19 protein-coding genes and 1 riboswitch are annotated in these 18,493 nt (G+C 67.0%); of the genes, 10 read left to right on the plus strand and 9 right to left on the minus strand.

From position 1 onward, the window contains the following. Nucleotides 1-67: 67 nt before the first annotated feature. A complete protein-coding gene (locus tag DXK93_RS11860) occupies nucleotides 68-1,072 on the plus strand; it encodes an Lrp/AsnC family transcriptional regulator (RefSeq protein WP_054457015.1) in 1,005 nt (334 codons plus the stop codon). A gap of 39 nt (nucleotides 1,073-1,111) precedes the next feature. On the opposite strand, the gene DXK93_RS11865 is transcribed toward DXK93_RS11860, so the two are convergent. Next, on the minus strand, nucleotides 1,112-2,035 hold the full coding sequence (locus tag DXK93_RS11865; protein WP_054457013.1) for a LysR family transcriptional regulator: 924 nt from the start codon (nucleotides 2,033-2,035) through the stop codon (nucleotides 1,112-1,114). Nucleotides 2,036-2,160: 125 nt separating this feature from the next. Between DXK93_RS11865 and DXK93_RS11870 the strand changes: the two genes are divergently transcribed. From DXK93_RS11870 to metF, 9 genes are all read left to right on the plus strand, one after another. Continuing rightward, the gene (locus DXK93_RS11870; RefSeq protein ID WP_054457011.1) at nucleotides 2,161-3,141 is read left to right on the plus strand and encodes a tripartite tricarboxylate transporter substrate binding protein; all 981 of its coding nucleotides are present in this window, start codon (nucleotides 2,161-2,163) and stop codon (nucleotides 3,139-3,141) included. A gap of 36 nt (nucleotides 3,142-3,177) precedes the next feature. After that, a complete protein-coding gene (gene leuC, locus DXK93_RS11875; RefSeq protein WP_119450157.1) occupies nucleotides 3,178-4,599 on the plus strand; it encodes a 3-isopropylmalate dehydratase large subunit in 1,422 nt (473 codons plus the stop codon). Next, the gene (gene leuD / locus DXK93_RS11880; protein WP_054457007.1) at nucleotides 4,596-5,243 is read left to right on the plus strand and encodes a 3-isopropylmalate dehydratase small subunit; all 648 of its coding nucleotides are present in this window, start codon (nucleotides 4,596-4,598) and stop codon (nucleotides 5,241-5,243) included. The genes leuC and leuD overlap by 4 nt, the downstream gene beginning before the upstream one ends. Then, entirely contained in the window at nucleotides 5,240-6,127 is an 888-nt protein-coding gene (locus tag DXK93_RS11885; RefSeq protein WP_119450158.1) for an alpha/beta fold hydrolase, read from the plus strand. The genes leuD and DXK93_RS11885 overlap by 4 nt, the downstream gene beginning before the upstream one ends. A 111-nt stretch (nucleotides 6,128-6,238) precedes the next feature. Beyond that, nucleotides 6,239-6,475 (plus strand): DUF1289 domain-containing protein, encoded by a 237-nt coding sequence (locus DXK93_RS11890; protein ID WP_054457003.1) that lies wholly within the window; start codon nucleotides 6,239-6,241, stop codon nucleotides 6,473-6,475. A gap of 78 nt (nucleotides 6,476-6,553) precedes the next feature. Then, on the plus strand, nucleotides 6,554-7,660 hold the full coding sequence (locus DXK93_RS11895; RefSeq protein WP_119450296.1) for a glycosyltransferase family 1 protein: 1,107 nt from the start codon (nucleotides 6,554-6,556) through the stop codon (nucleotides 7,658-7,660). Nucleotides 7,661-7,695: 35 nt separating this feature from the next. After that, nucleotides 7,696-7,831, plus strand: a riboswitch (S-adenosyl-L-homocysteine riboswitch). 100 nt (nucleotides 7,832-7,931) lie between these two features. Next, nucleotides 7,932-9,350, plus strand: a complete 1,419-nt coding sequence (ahcY, locus tag DXK93_RS11900) for an adenosylhomocysteinase (RefSeq protein WP_054457001.1) — start codon at nucleotides 7,932-7,934, stop codon at nucleotides 9,348-9,350. A 120-nt stretch (nucleotides 9,351-9,470) separates the two neighbouring features. Further along, complete coding sequence (locus DXK93_RS11905) at nucleotides 9,471-9,806, plus strand: phage holin family protein (RefSeq protein WP_006389784.1); 336 nt, start codon at nucleotides 9,471-9,473, stop codon at nucleotides 9,804-9,806. After that, entirely contained in the window at nucleotides 9,806-10,654 is an 849-nt protein-coding gene (metF, locus tag DXK93_RS11910) for a methylenetetrahydrofolate reductase [NAD(P)H] (protein WP_119450159.1), read from the plus strand. Before DXK93_RS11905 ends, metF begins: the two co-directional genes overlap by 1 nt. A 68-nt stretch (nucleotides 10,655-10,722) precedes the next feature. On the opposite strand, the gene DXK93_RS11915 is transcribed toward metF, so the two are convergent. The 8 genes from DXK93_RS11915 to DXK93_RS11950 form a co-directional block, all read right to left on the minus strand. Then, nucleotides 10,723-11,697, minus strand: a complete 975-nt coding sequence (locus DXK93_RS11915; protein WP_119450160.1) for a tripartite tricarboxylate transporter substrate binding protein — start codon at nucleotides 11,695-11,697, stop codon at nucleotides 10,723-10,725. A 25-nt stretch (nucleotides 11,698-11,722) separates the two neighbouring features. Then, nucleotides 11,723-12,880 carry a CaiB/BaiF CoA-transferase family protein gene (locus DXK93_RS11920; protein WP_119450161.1) on the minus strand — a complete coding sequence of 386 codons (1,158 nt, stop codon included), beginning with the start codon at nucleotides 12,878-12,880 and terminating at the stop codon, nucleotides 11,723-11,725. Between the two features lie 2 nt (nucleotides 12,881-12,882). Further along, nucleotides 12,883-13,737, minus strand: coding sequence for a CoA ester lyase (locus tag DXK93_RS11925; RefSeq protein WP_119450162.1), 855 nt, complete (start codon nucleotides 13,735-13,737; stop codon nucleotides 12,883-12,885). Between the two features lie 26 nt (nucleotides 13,738-13,763). Further along, nucleotides 13,764-14,216, minus strand: coding sequence for a MaoC family dehydratase (locus DXK93_RS11930; protein WP_054456992.1), 453 nt, complete (start codon nucleotides 14,214-14,216; stop codon nucleotides 13,764-13,766). A gap of 301 nt (nucleotides 14,217-14,517) precedes the next feature. After that, nucleotides 14,518-15,285 (minus strand): IclR family transcriptional regulator, encoded by a 768-nt coding sequence (locus DXK93_RS11935; protein ID WP_119450163.1) that lies wholly within the window; start codon nucleotides 15,283-15,285, stop codon nucleotides 14,518-14,520. 57 nt (nucleotides 15,286-15,342) lie between these two features. Next, nucleotides 15,343-16,341 (minus strand): tripartite tricarboxylate transporter substrate-binding protein, encoded by a 999-nt coding sequence (locus DXK93_RS11940; RefSeq protein WP_119450164.1) that lies wholly within the window; start codon nucleotides 16,339-16,341, stop codon nucleotides 15,343-15,345. Nucleotides 16,342-16,472: 131 nt separating this feature from the next. Beyond that, nucleotides 16,473-17,144, minus strand: coding sequence for a DUF3800 domain-containing protein (locus DXK93_RS11945; protein WP_199728290.1), 672 nt, complete (start codon nucleotides 17,142-17,144; stop codon nucleotides 16,473-16,475). Between the two features lie 469 nt (nucleotides 17,145-17,613). Beyond that, nucleotides 17,614-18,477: a proteasome-type protease gene (locus DXK93_RS11950; protein WP_054456984.1), complete on the minus strand. Its 864-nt coding sequence runs from the start codon at nucleotides 18,475-18,477 to the stop codon at nucleotides 17,614-17,616. Nucleotides 18,478-18,493: the final 16 nt, after the last annotated feature.

The following is an 18,493-nucleotide window of genomic DNA, read 5'->3' on the forward strand; positions in this document are numbered from 1 at the left end:
AGAATTTATTTTTGGTCAAAAAGACCGTTTAATTTTGTGTTTTTATCAATGCGCGAACGTTAATTTAATGAATATGGACACGTCAAGTAAGGGTAAGCCCCTAGCTCCGGGGCTGGACGACACCGATCTCGCCTGTCTCATCGCGCTGCAGGCGGACCCGCGCGCGTCCTGGCGCGAGTTGGGAGCCGCCACCGGCATTCCCGAGCGCACTGTCGCGCGCCGCATCAAGCGCCTGATGGATGCCGATGCCCTGCGTGTCATCGCGGAACCCGATCCCCTGGCCACCGGCCGCGGCGTGGTGCTGCACGCCTGGGTGCGCTGCCGGTCGGGCCGCGTGCCCGAGGTGGCCGATCAGCTGGCGCGGCTGGACCTGAGCCAGCTGGTGGTCACGCTGGCCGGTTCGGCCGACCTGATGGCCGAGCTGACGCTGGCGGACGCGGCCGACATGCCGGACGTGGTCACGCGTGTGCTGCCGTCCATCGACGGGGTGGAGCACGTGGAGGCGCGGCTGGTGCTGCGGCCGTTCCGGCGCGCCGGCCAGTGGCGCATCCAGGCCTTGCCCGACGCAGCGGCGGCCGAGTCCGCCATGGCGCAGCCGCCCGCGGCGTTGACGGACGCCGAGCAGCGCATAGTGGCCTGGCTGATGCGTGATGGCCGCGCCAGCCTGGCCGAACTGGCCGAGCAGGCTGGCGTCAGCGAGCCCACCGCGCAGCGTCTCTTGCACAACATGGTGGAGCGCCGCGCGCTGAGTTTCCGTGTGGAAGTGGAGCCGGCGCTGGTCGGCTTTCCGGTGGAGGCGGTTATCTCCGTGCAAGTGCGCCCTCAAGCCGTGGACGCGCTGGCCGCGCATCTGGCGCTGGATCCCAACACCCGCTGCCTGTTCGGCACCAGCGGCGCGTCGCAGCTGTTCTGGCACGTGCTGTGCCGCGACAGCCTGCACTTGTGGGACGTGGTGACGCGCCGCCTGGGCGAGCTGGATGGCGTGTTGAACAGCGAAGTCGGCGTGGTGATGCGGGCGCACAAGCGCTGCGGCATCGTGCGCGCCGGCGCGCGGCTGGGGGTGGACGCGTAGCGTTGCGTCCCCGTCAGTGCGGAATATGACGCGGCGTGTTCACCAGACCGCGTCGTCCGAACCCGGCGCGCGCAGATGCCGGGCGAAGCGCTGCGACAGGAACTCCACGAAAGCGATCGTCTTGGCCGGCAGGTTCAGGCGTTCGGGATACAGCGCGTGGATGTCCGCGGGCGGCGTGCGCCAGTCGGCCAGCACCGCGCGCAGGCGGCCGGCGCGCAGGTGCTCGGCCGTTTCCCATTCCGAACGCATGACGATGCCGTGACCGTCCAGCGCCCATTCCAGGGCGCTTTGCCCGTCGTTGGAACTGAGCGGACCGCGCACTTTCACGGTCTCCGCGCGCTGGCCCGATTCCAGCCGCCAGGTGCCGTAGGCCACGTCGTTCTCGCGCACCACGATGCAGCGGTGGCGTTGCAGGTCGCCCGGCGCGCGCGGCTCGCCATGGATTTCGAGGTAGCGCGGCGACGCGCACAGCAGCCGCCGATTGGAGGCGATCTTGCGCGCGGTCAGGCGCGCATCGGGCAGGTCGCCAAAGCGCACCGCCACGTCGAAGCCTTCCTCGATCAGGTTCAGCGGCCTGTCGGTCAGCCGCATCTGCACTTCCACTTCCGGGTACTGGCGGGCGAAGTCCGACACGGCGGGCACGATGTGGGCGCGGCCGAAGCCGAACGTGGCGTTCAGCCGCAGCAGCCCTTGGGGACGGGCGCGGGCGCTCGATACGGAACGTTCCAGCGCCTCCAGGTCCGTCAGGATGCGTGCGCCCTCGGCCAGATAAAGCTCACCTTCCTGCGTGACGCTGACCCGGCGGGTGGTGCGGTTCAGCAACCGCACGCCCAGGCGCTGCTCCAGCTTGGCCAGGCGCGTGCTGACCGCGGGCGGCGTCAGGCCCAGTTCGCGGGCGGTGGCGGACAGATTGCCGTGCTTCACTACCAGTGAGAAGAAGGCGAGATCGGAGAGGGCGTCCATGCGCTTATTTATAAACTGAATTTAATAAAGCTTTATCTGGATTAGCAATTATAAGAAGAAGACCCGCTTATACACTGGCCTCACCACTAAAGAGCCGCCTGCGCGGCCAACCGAGGAGACCAGGAATGAAGATCAACAAAGCGGCCGGCGTTCTATGCGCGGCCATTGCCGCATCCTGTTGGACCCAACCGGCCGCCGCCGCCGACGCCTTTCCCCAGCGCGCCGTGACGCTCATCGTGCCGTTCGCGCCCGGCGGCAGCGTGGATATCGCCGCGCGACTGATTTCGGACGCCTGGGGCCGCGCCCTGGGGCAGAGTGTCGTGGTGGAGAATCGCGCTGGCGCTTCCGGCAACATCGGCATGGCCGCAGTGGCGCGCGCCGAGCCCAACGGCTACACGCTGGCCGTCAACACCATGTCGCTGGCGATCAACCCGGCGCTGTTCCAGAACATGCCGTTCGACACAGCCAAGGACCTGCGTTCGGTCGGCACGATAGGAACGTCGCAGCATGTGCTCACGGTGACCAACCAGTTGCCCGTGGCCAATGTGAGCGAGCTGCTGGCCTATGTGCGCGCGCGGCCAGCCAACGACCTGAGCTTCGGTTCGGCAGGCACGGGCAGCACGTTCCACATGGCCGCGGAACTGTTCAAGTCGGTGTCCAAGACCCAGATCCTGCACGTGCCCTACAAGGGCGGCGGCCCGGCCATGGTGGACACCATCAGCGGCCAGGTGCAGATGAGCTTTCCGGTGCTGTCCGCAGCCAAGCCACAGGTCGACGGCAAGAAGCTCAAGGCGTTGGGCGTGACCGGCACCACGCGTTCGCCGCTCTTGCCCGACGTGCCCACCATCGCCGAGTCCGGGCTGCCCGGCTACGAGTTCAACACCTGGTTCGTGATCAGCGCGCCCGCGGGCACGCCGCAAGCCGTGATCGACACGCTGAACGCCAAGCTCGAACAGGCCCTGCGTTCGCCGGAGCTGGCGCAGCGCATGGGCCGCGAGGGCTTCGATCCGCTGATTTCCTCGCCCGCCAAGACGGACGCCATGGTAGCCGCCGAGATGACGCGCTGGGCCGGCATCGTCAAGGACGCCGGCATCCAGGCCAACTGACCGGGCCGCAAGACCCAACTACGAAGGACGCAAGACATGCCCGGCAAGACGCTGTACGACAAACTGGTGGCCAGCCATGAGGTGGCCCGGATCGACGACGAGCACATCCTGCTCTACGTCGACCTGCACATCATGAACGAATACACCAGCCCGCAGGCCTTCAGCGGCCTGGCCGCGCGCGGGCGCGGCGTACTGCGCCCCGGACAGCAGATGGCGGTGGTGGACCACATCATCCCCACGCATCCGGTGCCGGCGGCACTGCGCGTGATCGCCGACGACGCTTCGTCGCGCCAGGCGCTGAACCTCAAGCGCAATTGCGACGAGCAGGGCATCGCGCTGTTCGACACCACCGATCCGCTGCAAGGCATCGAACACGTGATCGCGCCCGAACATGGCATGGTGCTGCCGGGCATGGTGGTGCTGTGCGGTGACAGCCACACCACCACCTATGGCGCGCTGGGCGCGCTGGGCTTCGGCATCGGCACGTCCGAGGTCGAACACATATTGGCCACGCAGACGCTGGCGTACCGCGTGGCGCGCAACATGCGCATTCGCGTCGATGGCGCGCTGCCGGCCGGCGTCACCGCCAAGGACCTGGTGATCTGCGTCGTGCACCGCATCGGCGCGCAAGGCGCGCGCGGCCATGCGGTGGAGTTCTGCGGCGAGGCCATCGCCGCGCTGTCCGCCGAGGCCCGCATGACCTTGTGCAACATGACGGTGGAAGCCGGCGCCCGTGCCGCGCTGATCGCGCCGGACTCCACCACCGAGGCCTACGTCGCCGCGCATGCGCCCGAACTTCAAGGCGAGACGCTGGCCCAGGCCCGCGCCTATTGGGCCACGCTGCGCTCGGACGGGGACGCCGTGTTCGATGCCGAGCACGTGCTGGATGCCGCCGCGATCGCGCCCTTCGTCACCTGGGGCACCAGCCCGGACCAGGCCATGCCGGTGGATGGCGTGGTGCCGGACCCGCAGGCCGAGCCCGACGCGTTGGCCCGCCTGGCGCTGGAGAAGGCCATGGACTACATCGGCCTGGCGCCGGGTACGCCGATAGCCGGCGTGCCGATAGACCGCGTGTTCATCGGCTCCTGCACCAACGGACGCATCGAGGATCTGCGCGCGGCGGCAGCCGTGGTGCGCGGCCGCAAGGTAGCGGCCGGCGTGCGGGCCATGGTGGTGCCCGGATCGGGTGCGGTGCGCGCACAGGCCGAGGCCGAAGGCATTGCGGCGCAATTGATCGAGGCCGGCTTCGAATGGCGCCAGCCTGGCTGTTCCATGTGCCTGGCCATGAACGACGACGTGCTCAGCCCGGGCGAGCGCTGCGCCTCCACCACCAACCGCAATTTCGAAGGCCGGCAGGGGCGCGCGGGCCGCACGCACCTGATGTCTCCGGCGATGGCCGCCGCCGCCGCGCTGGCCGGCCGCATTGTCGACGTCCGCGTCTGGGAGCAACACGCATGACCGCAACCATCGAGGGCGTTGCCGCGCCGCTGCCTTTTTCCAATCTGGACACCGACCAGATCATGCCCAAGCAGTTTCTGCGCATCATCGACAAGGCAGGGCTGGACCGCGGCCTGCTGCATGACCTGCGCTTTGATGCGGGCGGCGCGCCCAGGCCCGATTTCGTGCTGAACCAGCCCGCCTATGCCGGGGCGTCCATCGTGGTCGCGGGGCCGAATTTCGGCTGCGGCTCCAGTCGCGAGCATGCGGTGTGGGGCTTGCAGCAGTTCGGCATCCGCGCGGTGATCGCGCCCAGCTTCGGCGAGATCTTCTACTTCAATGCCGTAAACAACGGCCTGCTGCTGATCAGCCTGGCGCCGGCCGAGATCGACGCCTTGCTCGCCAGGGTGTCCAATACGGCCACCAACCGCGTCAGCATCGATGTGGCGGCAGGGAGCGTCACCGCCATGGACGGCTGGACAGCGGCGTTCACGCTGCCAGAACGTCACCGCCGCATGTACGTGCAGGGGCAGGACATGGTGGGCGCCTCATTGCAGCAGCTGGACGAGGTGGAACGTTTCGAGGCCGGGCATTGGGCGCGGCACCCCTGGATGAAAGACCTGGCGCGCCGCGTGCGCGACCGCCTGGACCGAGAGGCCATATGACCGCATTCTTCGACCTGCCCGTGCGCCGCATCGCGGCCAACGGCATCGAGATCGCAGCCCGCGTCGACGGCGCTGGCCCGCCGTTGCTGTTGCTGCACGGCCATCCCCAGACCCACGCCATCTGGCATCGCGTCTGGCCGGAACTGACGCGCCACCGCACTTGCGTGGCGGCGGACCTGCGCGGCTACGGCGATAGCGACAAGCCTGCCGCATCGCCGGACCATTCTGCCCATTCCAAGCGCGAGATGGCGGCCGACATGATCGAGCTGATGCGCGCCCTGGGCTACGAGCGCTTCGAGGTGCTGGCGCACGACCGCGGCGCGCGCGTGGCGCACCGGCTGGCGCTGGACCATCCCGCCGCCGTCAGCCGCATGATGCTGCTGGACATCGCGCCCACGCTGGACATGTACGAAGGCACCACGCGCGCCTTCGCCCAGGCCTATTTCCACTGGTTCTGGCTGATCCAGCCGGCGCCGCTGCCCGAAACCATGATCCAGCGCGACCCGGTGTTCTACCTGCGTTCCGTGATGGGCGGACGGCCTGGCGGGCTGGCGCACTTTTCCGCCGAGGCCATGGCCGAGTACGAACGCGCGGCGCAACTGCCCGGCTGGGCCACGGGCATCTGCGAGGACTACCGCGCCTCCGCCACGCTGGACCTGGAGCACGACCGCGCCGGCCGGGAGGCCGGCGAACGCCTGCGCATGCCACTGCGTGCGTTGTGGGGCGAGCGCGGCGCGGTCGGCCGGAACTTCGACGTGCTGGCGCTGTGGCGCGCGATCGCCGACGAGGTGTCCGGAGGCCCGTTGCCGGGCGCGCACTATCTTGCGGAAGAGTGCCCGGACGCGCTGCTGGCGCAGGCCGGAGAGTTCTTCGGCTGGCGCTAGCGGCAGGGCTCGGCCCGCATGTAGCACCCCGCGCGCGGACAGGCATTTAAGTCCGGGCGGGGCATAGGGCCTTCTAAAAGGGGACGCACTGCCGGTGTTAACCTACGCCCGATGAATCAGCACCACGTCGACCTCTCCAAACTCCCCGACGCCGAAGACGCGCAACGCGCCTTCAAGGCTTCGGATTCGCCCTGCGTGGCCGTCTGCTCCACGCTGTTTGACGACATCTGCCGCGGCTGCGGCCGCACCGCCATGGAAGTCGCCAACTGGGTGTTCATGACGGAAGAGGAAAAGCGCGAAGTCTGGGTGCGCATCACGGCGCAAGGGTATCCCCGCCGCAACAACTAGCCGGCGGCCGCGCAGGCCGTCTTGGGCATGTCACATGGCGCGGGCTAAATCGCGCTATTGCCCACTTCCGGCTCCATCATGCGCATCGTCCTGGTCACGGATGCCTGGCATCCGCAAGTCAATGGCGTCGTCCGCACCTGGACGACCATGCAGCAGATCCTCGGAGAATGGGGCCACGAGCTGATCGTGGTGAACCCGCAGGGCAGCCGCACCGTGCCGGCGCCTTCGGAGCCCGACCTGCGGCTGTGTCTGCAGCCCGGCCGGCAATTGCGCCGCATCCTGGGCGACCTCGTGCCCGACGCCCTGCATATCGCCACCGAAGGTCCGCTGGGACTGGCCGCCCGCCGCATGGCGCTGGCGCGGGGCTGGCGCTTCACGACTTCGTTCCACACCATGTTCCCGGACTACCTGCAGGCGCGCATGGGCATCCCGGCGGCCTTGCCCTGGCGCTATCTGCGCTGGTTTCACCGGCCCTCGCAGCGGGTGCTGGTGCCGACGCCCACGGTGCGCGACGTGCTGGCGCGGCGCGGCCTCGCCAACCTGCAGATCTGGTCGCGCGGGGTGGACCCGCGCAAGTTCCAGCCGGGGGCGGGCCAGGCCTTCCCGGACCTGCCCCGTCCCGTATTCCTGAGCGTGGGCCGCGTGGCGCGCGAGAAGAATCTGGACGCCTTCCTGTCGCTGGACCTGCCGGGCAGCAAGGTAGTGGTGGGGGCGGGGCCGGATGAGGCGCGGCTGAAGAAGCGCTTTCCCGACGCGATTTTCCTGGGCCTGCGGCAAGACGAAGCGCTGCCGGCGCTCTACGGGTCGGCCGACGCCTTCGTCTTCCCCAGCCTGACGGACACCTTCGGTCTGGTCATGCTGGAGGCCATGGCCTGCGGCACGCCGGTGGCCGCTTTCCGCAGCGAAGCGCCGCTGGCGGTGGTGACCCAGGGCGTCACCGGTTTCCTGGACGAAGACCTGGCCCATGCCTGCCGCTCGGCCCTGTCGCTGGACCGCCATGCGGTGCGCGAACATGCCCTGACGCGCAGCTGGGACTCGGTGGCCGCGACCCTGCTGGCTGCACTGGTGCCGCTGGATGGGAGCGCCCGCGGCGCGGAACATGCCGAGGCGTCGTGCGTCCCTGAAGGGGCCATGCTTGCGCGGCGGCCGGGTGGCGAAATGCCCGCCAGGGAGCCAGGGGTTTGATCCCTGGCGCACGGTTCCCGGGTACAATGCCCGGCAATCCTGAGGAGCGTTGCGACGACCCTGCGGTTCCCGCCAGCCGGCACGGCAAGCGGAGCCAGGCTCGCCAGGCTCAGGAATCCTTGTTCAAGCGGCGCGCCTTGCGCGGCGCTACAGCAACGGCGCTCACCTTTGTCGCATATGGCGGGAAAGGCGAGCACTCGACCTTCGTGGTGCCTTCGCGTTGTCCGGCCATATCCTGCGCCGTTCGTATTTCACGTGGAGCCTACACACCATGAACGCTGTGACCGATAAATCCTTCTCCGACTACCTCGTCGCCGACATGTCGCTGGCCGGCTGGGGCCGCCGCGAACTCGCCATCGCCGAAACTGAAATGCCCGGCCTGATGGCCATCCGCGAGGAATTCGCCGCCAAGCAGCCGCTCAAGGGCGCGCGCATCGCCGGCAGCCTGCACATGACCATCCAGACCGGCGTGCTGATCGAAACGCTGGTGGCCCTGGGCGCCGAAGTGCGCTGGGCCTCGTGCAACATCTTCTCCACGCAGGACCACGCCGCCGCCGCCATCGCCGCGTCGGGCACCCCGGTCTTCGCCGTCAAGGGCGAAACGCTGGAAGAGTACTGGCAGTACACCCACAAGATCTTCGAATGGCCCAATGGCGAAAACGCCAACATGATCCTCGACGACGGCGGCGACGCCACCTTGATGCTGCACCTGGGCACCAAGGCCGAGAAGGACATCTCGGTGCTGGCCAACCCGGGCAGCGACGAAGAGCGCATCCTGTTCGCCGCCATCAAGGAAACCCTCAAGCGCGATCCCAAGTGGTATTCGACCCGCCTGGCCCTGATCAAGGGCGTGACGGAAGAAACCACCACCGGCGTGCATCGCCTGTACCAGATGTCGCAAAAGGGCGAGCTGGCCTTTGCCGCCATCAACGTCAACGACTCGGTCACCAAGTCCAAGTTCGACAACCTGTACGGCTGCCGTGAATCGCTGGTCGACGGCATCAAGCGCGCCACCGACGTGATGGTCGCCGGCAAGGTTGCCGTCGTGGCCGGCTACGGCGACGTGGGCAAGGGCTGCGCCCAGGCGCTGGTCGCGCTGCGCGCCCAGGTCTGGGTCACCGAAGTCGATCCGATCTGCGCCCTGCAAGCCGCCATGGAAGGCTTCAAGGTCGTGACCATGGAAGAAGCCGCCGCGCACGGCGACATCTTCGTCACCGCCACCGGCAACTACCACGTCATCACGCGTGAGCACATGAATGCCATGAAGGACCAGGCCATCGTGTGCAACATCGGCCACTTCGACAACGAAATCGACGTCGCCAGCCTGGCCGACTGCAAGTGGGAAGAGATCAAGCCGCAAGTCGACCACGTCATCTTCCCGGACGGCAAGCGCATCATCCTGCTGGCCCAGGGCCGCCTGGTGAACCTGGGTTGCGCCACCGGCCACCCGTCGTTCGTGATGTCGTCCTCGTTCGCCAACCAGACCATCGCCCAGATCGAGCTGTTCACGCGCAACGAAGCCTACCAGTCGGGTCAGGTCTACGTGCTGCCCAAGCACCTGGACGAGAAGGTCGCCCGCCTGCACCTGAAGAAGCTGGGCGTGAAGCTCACGACGCTGCGCCAGGATCAGGCCGACTACATCAACGTGCCGGTCGAAGGCCCCTACAAGCCCGAGCACTACCGCTATTGATGGTTGTAGCAAAATAGGAAAGTGCCGCGCCATGCCGGCGCGGGCTTTCCGGTCCGCAGGACCCCTGTCGCGTACGTATCGCCGCGGCAGGGCCGGCGGGCTCACAACAGGAGATCGAACATGGCATTGATACTCGTCTGGATCCTGAACGCGGTGGCCCTGCTGGCCGTGGCCTACCTGCTGCCCGGCATCACCGTGGCCAGCTTCGGATCGGCGCTCATCGCCGCGCTGGTGCTGGGCCTGGTGAACATGCTGGTCAAACCGGTGCTGGTGCTGCTGACACTGCCCATCACGATCGTCACTCTCGGTCTCTTCCTCATCGTCATCAACGCCTTGTTGTTCTGGTTCGTCGGCTCCGTGCTGAAGGGCTTCCAGGTCAACGGGTTCTGGTGGGCCGTGGGCGGTGCGATCCTGTACAGCATCATCTCTGGCCTGCTCACGAAGCTGATCCCCTAATGTCTGACTCGACTACTCCCGCTTTCAGTCTGGAATTCTTCCCTCCGCGCGACCTGGCCGGCCAGGAGCGGCTGGTGCGCGCGGCCAAGCAGATGCTGGCCATCCAGCCCAAGTACGTCAGCGTGACCTTCGGCGCGGGCGGCTCCACCCGCGCCGGCACGGCGGACGCCGTGCGCACGCTGCGCAACCTGGGCTGCGAGGCGGCGCCGCACCTGTCGTGCGTCGGCGCCACGCGCCAGGATCTGCGGGACATCCTCCAGGCCTACAAGAACGAGGGCGTGCGGCGCGTGGTGGCCCTGCGCGGCGACCTGCCCTCGGGCATGGGCGGCGATGCGGGCGAACTGCGCTACGCCAACGAGCTGGTGTCGTTCATCCGCGAGGAAACGGGCGACTGGTTCCACATCGAAGTGGCGGCCTATCCCGAAATGCATCCCCAGGCGGCCAATCCCTCCGCCGACCTGAACCATTTCGTGAACAAGGTGAAAGCCGGCGCCGACGCCGCGATCACGCAGTACTTCTTCAACGCCGACGCCTACTTCGACTTCGTCGACCGGGCCCAGGCCAAGGGCGTGAACGTGCCCATCGTGCCGGGCATCATGCCCATCACGAACCACACGCAGCTGCTGCGCTTCTCGGAAATGTGCGGCGCGGAAGTGCCGCGCTGGATCCGCCTGCGCCTGGCCGAGTTCGGCGACGACAAGGCCTCCATCCGCGCCTTCGGCGTGGACGTGGTGACCGAACTGTGCCAGACGTTGCTGGACAACGGCGCGCCGGGCCTGCATTTCTACACCTTGAACCACGCGGAAGCGCCGCTGGCGGTGTGGAAGGAGCTAGCGGTGCAGGCGTAACAGGCTGCACTCGCCATAAAGGCCAAGCCCACCCGCGAGGGTGGGCTTTTCTTTGGGCAGCCCGCTGCTTACTCGGGTTGGATTCCCGCCTGCCGGATCTGCTGACCCCAGGCGTCGTACTGGCCGCGCACGAATTGCTGCAAGGGATCACCCGTGGCCAGGTCGGGCTCCATGCCCATGGCGCGCAGTTTTTCCTGGATCGCAGGCTCGCGCATCGTGGCCGTCAGTTGCTCGGACCACCACTTCGCCGCCTCGGGCGCGAGGCCGCCGGGGCCGGCCACGCCGATCCAGCCGGTCAGGTCCAGGCTGCCCATGCCAAGTTCCTGGGCGGTGGGAACGGAGGGCAGGATGGTCGAGCGCTTGTTGGAAACCAGGGCCACGGCGTTCAGGTTCTTGGCGCGGATCTGCGGCAGCACGGCCCCCAGGTCGGCCGCCACGAAATCGATGCGCCCGCCCAGCAGGTCGGTGATGGCGGCCGGTTGGCCCTTATAGGGCACCGCCAGCACCTCGGCGCCGGCTGCGCGGCTGAACGCCGCCGCCACCACCTGGCCCGTGCCGGAGCCATAGCCGCTGGTCACCGAGTTCGGCTTTTCCTTGGCTGTCGCCACCAGTTGGCGCGCGTCGCCATGCTGGCCTGCGGCGCGCGTGACGATGACCACGTCGAAGCGCACCACACGTCCGACCTGGGTGAAGTCCTTCATGGCGTCATAGCGCTGGAAGGCCTTGGACAGGTAGGGGCCGGACGAGCTGGTGGCGCTGGAACTCGGCATCATGGTGTAGCCGTCGGGCGCGGCCCGCGCCACCGTGTCCACGCCCAGCACGCCCAGCGCGCCGGGCTTGTTCTCGACGATGATCTGCGCGCCGGTGCGGGCGCGGATATCGTCCACCACCACGCGCGAGACGTTGTCGATGGTGCTGCCGGCAGGAAAGCCGACCACGAAATGGATGGGCTTGTCCGCCTGCGGATAGCCGGGGGCTGCGCCTGTCAGGGATGGCAGGCACAGCGCGGCGGCGATCAGGGCGGATCGGATGTTGTTTTTCATGTCTGTCTCCTCGTGCTTTGGGACCTTAGGACGTCCGGCCGGCCTGGGCTTCCGCCAGGATCTCGGCTGTGTGTTCGCCCAGGCCGGGCGGATGCCGCCGGATCTCTGCCGGCGTGCGGCTGAAGCGGACGGGCAGGCCCGCCTGGATCAGGCGCCCTTCGGTGGGGTGCTCGGATTCATGCCAGAAGCCGGTGGCCCGCAAGTGCGGGTCGGCCAGCAGTTCCTCGAAGCCGTTGACCGGCGCATAGGGGATGTCGGCGGTCGCCAGCAGTTCGATCCATTGCGCGGTGGTGCGCTTGCCCAGCACGCCTTCGACGTAGCTGTATAGCTCGGGAAAATGCTTGCTGCGGCTGTTGAGCGTCAGGTAGCGCGGGTCCTGCGCCATCTCGGGGTTGCCGGCCAGCGCAAAGAAGCGCTGCCATTGCGGCGTGGTGTAAGGCACCACGCTCATGTAGCCGTCCTGCGTGCGGAACGGGCGGCGGTACTCATTGAGCAGGCGCGTATAGCCCGCCGGCCCTTCGGGCGGCACGAAGGTCAGCCCCGCCAGATGTTCCGGCGCCAGGAAGGCCACCATGCATTCGAACATCGGCACTTCCACGGCCTGGCCGCCCGCGCCGCGCTCGCGCGCCAATAGGGCGCTGGTGACGGCGTTGGCCACGTACAGCGCCACCACCTTGTCGGCGACCACGGAATTGACATAGCGCGGCGCCTGCTCGCCCGCGCCGCCCTGCAGCCAGGCCATGCCCGACGCGGCCTGGATGGTGTCGTCGATGGCGGCGCGTCCCGCATAAGGGCCTTGCTCCGAATAGCCATAGCAGGCGCAATAGACCAGTTCGGGAAAACGGGGCTGCAGCGTCGCGTAATCCAGGCCCAGGCGGCGCATCGCCGGGGCGCGCATGTTGGAGATGAAGACGTCGGCGCCGCCGATCAGCGCGTCCAGTTGCGCACGGCCTTCGGGGGTCTTGGCATCGATCACCGCGCTGCGCTTATTGCGGTTCAGGTTCAGATGGGTATGGCTCATGGCGGCATGGCGCTGGGGGGTGACGTGACGGAATACGTCGCCCTCGGCGGATTCCACCTTGATGACGTCGGCGCCCATGTCGCCCAGCATCTGGGTGGCCATGGGCCCCATGCCGACGCTGGTCATGTCGACGACGCGTATGCCGTGCAGTGGTCCGGGCATGTTCAGTCCTCCCCCAGCAGGCGGCGCGCCAGGCGCAGGTGCGGGCGGTCGATCATCTTGCCGTCCAGCCGCAAGGTGCCCGCGCCCGGGTTGGCGGCGAAGGCGGCAATGACGGCGCGGGCCCATTGCAATTGGCCGTCGTCCGGGCTCAGCGCCGCGTTGACCGCGGCTACGTGGCGCGGATGGATGGCCATCTTGCCGACGAAGCCATCGCGAAAGGCTTCGCCGGCCTCGGCTGCCAGAACCTCGGGCGCGTCCAGGTCGACGCAGACCGTGTCGATGGCGCGCACGCCGGCCGCGGCGGCCGACATCAGGCACAGCGAGCGCGCCAGACGGAAGGGCTCCGTGTAGCGGCCCGCCTCGCGGTTGCGCAGCGCGCCGACGTCGGCGGCCAGGTCTTCCGCACCCCAGGACAGCCCCCACAGCCGCGGCGTGGCGTCGCGGTAGTCGTGCAGGCTGAATAGGGACTGCGCAGTCTCGGTGACGATGGCGAGGATGCGTGTGACGCCTGGGGCCGTGCCGGCCGTGGCCTCGAAGGCGTCAAGATAGTGCGACAGGTGCAGGAGACCATCGCGGCCGGCGCATTTGGGCAGCACGATGCCGTAGGGGGTGGCGGGCATCACGGCGGCCAGATCGGCCAGGGCGTCGCCGCCCTCCAGCGCGTTGATGCGCACCCATAGTTGTTTGCCTGCCGCGCCGCGTTCCAGCATGGCGCGGACTTCCTTGCGCGCAGCAGGCTTCTGGTCCGGGGCGACGGAGTCTTCCAGGTCCAGGATCAGGGCATCGGCGGCGCTGGCGGCCGCGTGATCGAACTTGCGCCCGGAATCGCCGGGCACGAACAGCAGGGAGCGGGTCATCGTGGTCCTCCTGGACGGCGGCAAGCTCAGGCCGGACGCTTGCGCATCAAGGCCGAACGCTTGCACGTGGCCACGACTTCGTCGCGATGGTTCAGCGCGGTGTGCTCGAACTCGACGATGCCCGCGTTGGGGCGCGATTTGCTCTCGCGCACCGACAGCACGCGGGTGTGCACATGCAAGGTGTCGCCAGCGAAAACCGGCTTGGGGAAGTTCACGTCGGTCATGCCCAGATTGGCCACGGTAGTGCCCAGGGTGGTGTCGTTGACCGTCATGCCGATCAGCAGGCCCAGCGTGAACAGGCTGTTGACCAGGGGCTTGCCGAACTCCGTCTGCGCGGCGAAATGCGCGTCCAGATGCAGCGGCTGCACGTTCATCGTCAGGGAACTGAACAGCACGTTGTCCATTTCGGTCAGGGTGCGGGTCCAGGCATGCTCGAACGCCTGCCCGGGCGAAAACTGTTCGTAATAAAGGCCAGCCATTTTCTTTCCTTCATGTAGAGAGCGCCGGGGTATTGGCCCGGAATTCGAGCGGCCGCTACCGGTAATCCCGATCCGCGTTCTTACTCTTGAACAAAAGTTTATATTCATGAACGAAGGCGGGCAATGGTTTTGCCTAGTCGTAAACCCGCAGGAGCCTGCGCAGCCGCAGAGGACGCAGGCGCGCGCCGCCAGCGCGGGTGACGCGGCGGAAAGCAGGAAGGGGAGGTAAAGGCGCGGCCGCCAGGCGCCTCTCGGGGCAGCCAGGCGGCCGGAGCGGCGAAAGCCCTTTTAGGGGCTGGCCTTAGTAGGCAGTCACGGCGGGCGCCGGGCTGTCCAGGCGTTGCGTGAGTTCGCGGCCGGCGGCACGCAAGGTCTGGCCGATGAGGTCGGCGCGGGAGGCGGAACGGTCCAGCGGAGCGCCCACGACCAGCGCCAGCACGGCGCCGTACAACACCAGCGGCGCGGCAACCGACAGGGTATCGGCCTGATGCTCCGCCAGATTGACGTGCCAGCCGCGCCGGGCTTCGGAATCGATCAGCTGCAGCAGTTGCTTGTGGGTCTTGACCGTCTTGCTGGTATAGCGGTCCAGGGGCAGGCGCGCGACCAGCGCCTCGCGTTCGGCAGGCGGCATGGCGCCCAGCAGGGCACGCCCGGAGGCCGATGCATGCAGCGGTTTTTGCTGGCCGACCCTGGCCGTGAAGCGCACGATGCGTTCGGGCTCGGCCACGTCCAGGTAGACCACCTGGTCGCCCGACCGTTGCGCCAGGATCAGGGTCTCGTCCAATTCGTCGCGCAGCGCCTCCAGCGTGGGCCGGATGCGTGTGGTCAGCTGGTCATGCTCGGCCACTGTGCGGGCCTCGTTCAGCCAGCGGCGAGTGAGGTAATAACGGCCCGCAGTCTGATGCGCGTAGCCGTCGCCTTCCAGCGTGTCCAGCAAGGCCAGGCAGCTGGACTTGGGGATGCCCAGTCCGGCCGAAAGCTGCGACAGCGTGGCCGGCGCCCGCGTCGCGGCGAAGAATTGCAGGATGTCCAGGACTCGCCTGGCGCTTTTTACGTCGTTCGTACTCATGCACGCGAATATATATTCATGAACGGGCAGCAGCAACCGCGGCCGCCCGCCGCGCCATCAGTCGGCGTACACCCCCGCCTTGCGGATGATGCCGCCCCATTTGTCGACCTCGGATTGCAGCCAGGTCTGCAGGCCCTGCGGCGTCTGCTTGGATTCCGGCACGATCTCGGCGCCCAGTTCCGCCATCTTCTGCGTGAAGGCAGGATCCTTCAGCGCGGCGCGCAGGGCCTCGTTGAACTTCGCGACGGCTTCTGGCGGCGTGCCCTTGGGCGCGTAGACGCCATGCCACACCTTGACCTCGAAGCCCTTCAGGCCGTTCTCCTGCAGGGTCGGCGCATCAGGCAGCGTCTTGATGCGCTCCAGCGTGGTGACGCCGTACAGCTTCACGCGGTCGGCCTTGATCTGCGGAATGGTCTGGGTGGTCTGATCGCACAGCACGTCCACCTGGCCGCCCAGCAGCGCGGTCATCGCCGGCGCCGTGCCGGCATAGGGCACGGTGGTGAACTGCACGCCCAGCGATTCCTGCAGCAGCATGCCGCAGAGCTGCGACACCGCGCCCAGGCCGGCGTTGGCCAGGTTGATCTTGTTGCCGTTTTCCTTGGCGTACTTGATGAAGTCCTTCATGCCGTCCGCGGGCAGGTCCTTGCGGCCCAGCAGCGTCATGGGGACGTCGGCCACCTGGCCGACATAGGCGAAGTCCGTCAGCGGGTTGAACGACAGCTTGCGGTACAGCGCCGGCGCGGTGGCCATGCCGTTGTGGTGAATCAGGAAGGTGTAGCCATCGGGCGCGGCGCGCGCCACGTGCTGGGACGCCAGCGTGCCGCCCGCACCGGTGCGGTTCTCGATGATGATGCTTTGGCCCAGCGTCTTGGACATGGACGCGCCCAGGCTGCGCGCCACGACATCGGTCGGCCCGCCCGCTGCGAACGGCACGACCAGCGAAATGGGATGGTTGGGATAGGCGCCTTGCGCGCCGGCGGTGCCAGAAACCAGGCAGGACAGGGCCAGCATGGGCCATGCTGCACGCTTGAGGGCGCGCGCGTAGATAGGGGGCATGTCTCGCTCCTTGTGGTGTTGTCGGGGCCCCCAAGGCAAAGCATGACGGCCGGACACCAGTGTGGCGCGACAGCGCCCGGATGAGAATTCGCGGTTCCGCAAGCCGGGTTTCGGCTGCTGGAAAGGAGGGTTTACGCGGAAGGCGATATGAGCGGGGGATTTTCCTGCTCTTCCTGCGAACCGAGTCCGCTGCACGGGAGGGCTGCGGCTTGCACGCGGTCATGAAAGTAACGGTGAAAAATCTCCCAGTCCCTGTACTGCGCGGACGCCACCTGGAAGGCGCACAGCCGGCCCACCAAGCTGCAGATCCAGTCAGCACATTGAAGGGTCTGGAACAGGTGGCTCTCACCTTGAATCAGCGGCTCGACCAGCGTTCTGCATCGGTCGGTGGCATCTTCGAACATCGCCAGCGTGCAGGCTTCGACATTCATTTCGCGCCATCGGCTGCCCGCCTGTTGCTCGTCGATAAAAAGCATGAAGGTGGCCTGCCTTGCCGAGAAAAAGCGATCCGCGCGCCGGACTATGCGTAGCAATTGCTGCTTGAAGATCTCCGCGGGTTGATGCGATGCCGCGTCGGTTGTCTTTTGCTCGCCGCTGTAAATCACGTGTCCGCCAATCTGTCTGATCCGGTTCAGCAAACGCCCCGTTGCGGTCCGCAACTGCTGGTACTTTTCAACATTCCGGACGGTATAGAGTTGCGCGCCCTTCTTTTCCCAGCGGTACGCAGGTTGGTCTTGCCGTTCCAGTTCGAACTTCAATAGATGGCATTTCAGTTTGTAGAAGTAGATGGCGAATTCGCGCACGGATTCAACAGGCAGGACCACCCCCCGAAGCCGAACACCGGGCTTGTCCGGTGCTTGTCGTGATCACGAGAGCCGAATGGGCCAATGTGGCCGAACTCGTCCAGATACATGACGTAATGCATGACGTAACCCTTTGTCCGACACGTGGCTTGCATACGAATCGAAGCAGTGTAGGGCGCGGGAGACGGCTGGCTTTCCTTCAGTGAATGGAAAGATCGCACCCAAATTCAAAATGGCAACGATTCATGCCGCACAAAAACACGAAAGCCCGCAGCAATGAATTGCGCGGGCCTCGGAAGGTGGGCATATGGCGTGCATATACGTTGAAGAAACTGTAAAGCAGATTCCGGTCGTGCTGCAAGGGATCAAGGCGTCCGGAACACATAAATGCGCGCGGAAGCCTGCGGTATCAGACGGAGTCCCGGGTTCTGGCCTGGGAGGCTTGGCATGTTCCTGCCGGAAACCGCCCCTAGTTCGCCTGATCCTTCCCCGGATCTTCCGCCAACACCTGCGGCGCCGGATAGTTCGACACGGGCGCATCCATCGGCTCCGCGCGCAGCGGCTGGTGCACGCGGCTGGGAGGGACCAGCGAATCGGGCGAGTCGGGATTGGTCCACAGCGGGTCCGGGATCTCGGCGAAGACCTGGCGCAGGCGTTCGCCCCAGGTGCCGCGGATCATGCGGAAATACTCATTGTGCTCGTCGATGCTGGCAAAGTGCGTGACGCGCAGCGAGTGCGTGTCGTAGACCAGCAGGTCCAGCGGCAGGCCCACCGAGATATTGGAGCGCAGCGTGGAGTCCATGGAGATCAGGGCGCACTTGGCCGCTTCGTCCAGCGAGGTGTCGGGACGCAGCACGCGGTCCAGGATGGGCTTGCCGTATTTGGCTTCGCCGATCTGGAAGTACGGGCATTCCTGGCCGGCTTCGATGAAGTTGCCGGCCGAATACACCTGGAACAGGCGGCAGCGTTCGGCGCCGATCTGGCCGCCGAAGATCAGGTTGACGTTGAAGTCCACGCCCTGCTCGCGCAGGGCCGGGGCTTCGTGGTGATAGACCGACCGCACCGCGGCGCCGACGCGGCGGGTGGCCTCGAACATGTCGGGCGCGTTCCAGACGGTTTCGCCGCCTTCGTCGTGCTGGCGCGCCAGCGCGTTCAGCACCGCCTGGCTGACCGCCAGGTTGCCCGAACTCATCAGCACCATGACGCGGTCGCCCGGGCGCTCGAACACGGTCATTTTGCGGAAGACGCTGATCTGGTCGACTCCGGCGTTGGTGCGGGAGTCGGCCAGGAATACCAGGCCGGAATCAAGGCGGGCTGCGACGCAGTAGGTCATGATCAGAATTAGGGAA

Origin of the sequence: Achromobacter sp. K91, assembly GCF_003576205.1 — a bacterium.
In the GTDB taxonomy this organism is placed as follows: domain Bacteria; phylum Pseudomonadota; class Gammaproteobacteria; order Burkholderiales; family Burkholderiaceae_B; genus Achromobacter; species Achromobacter aegrifaciens.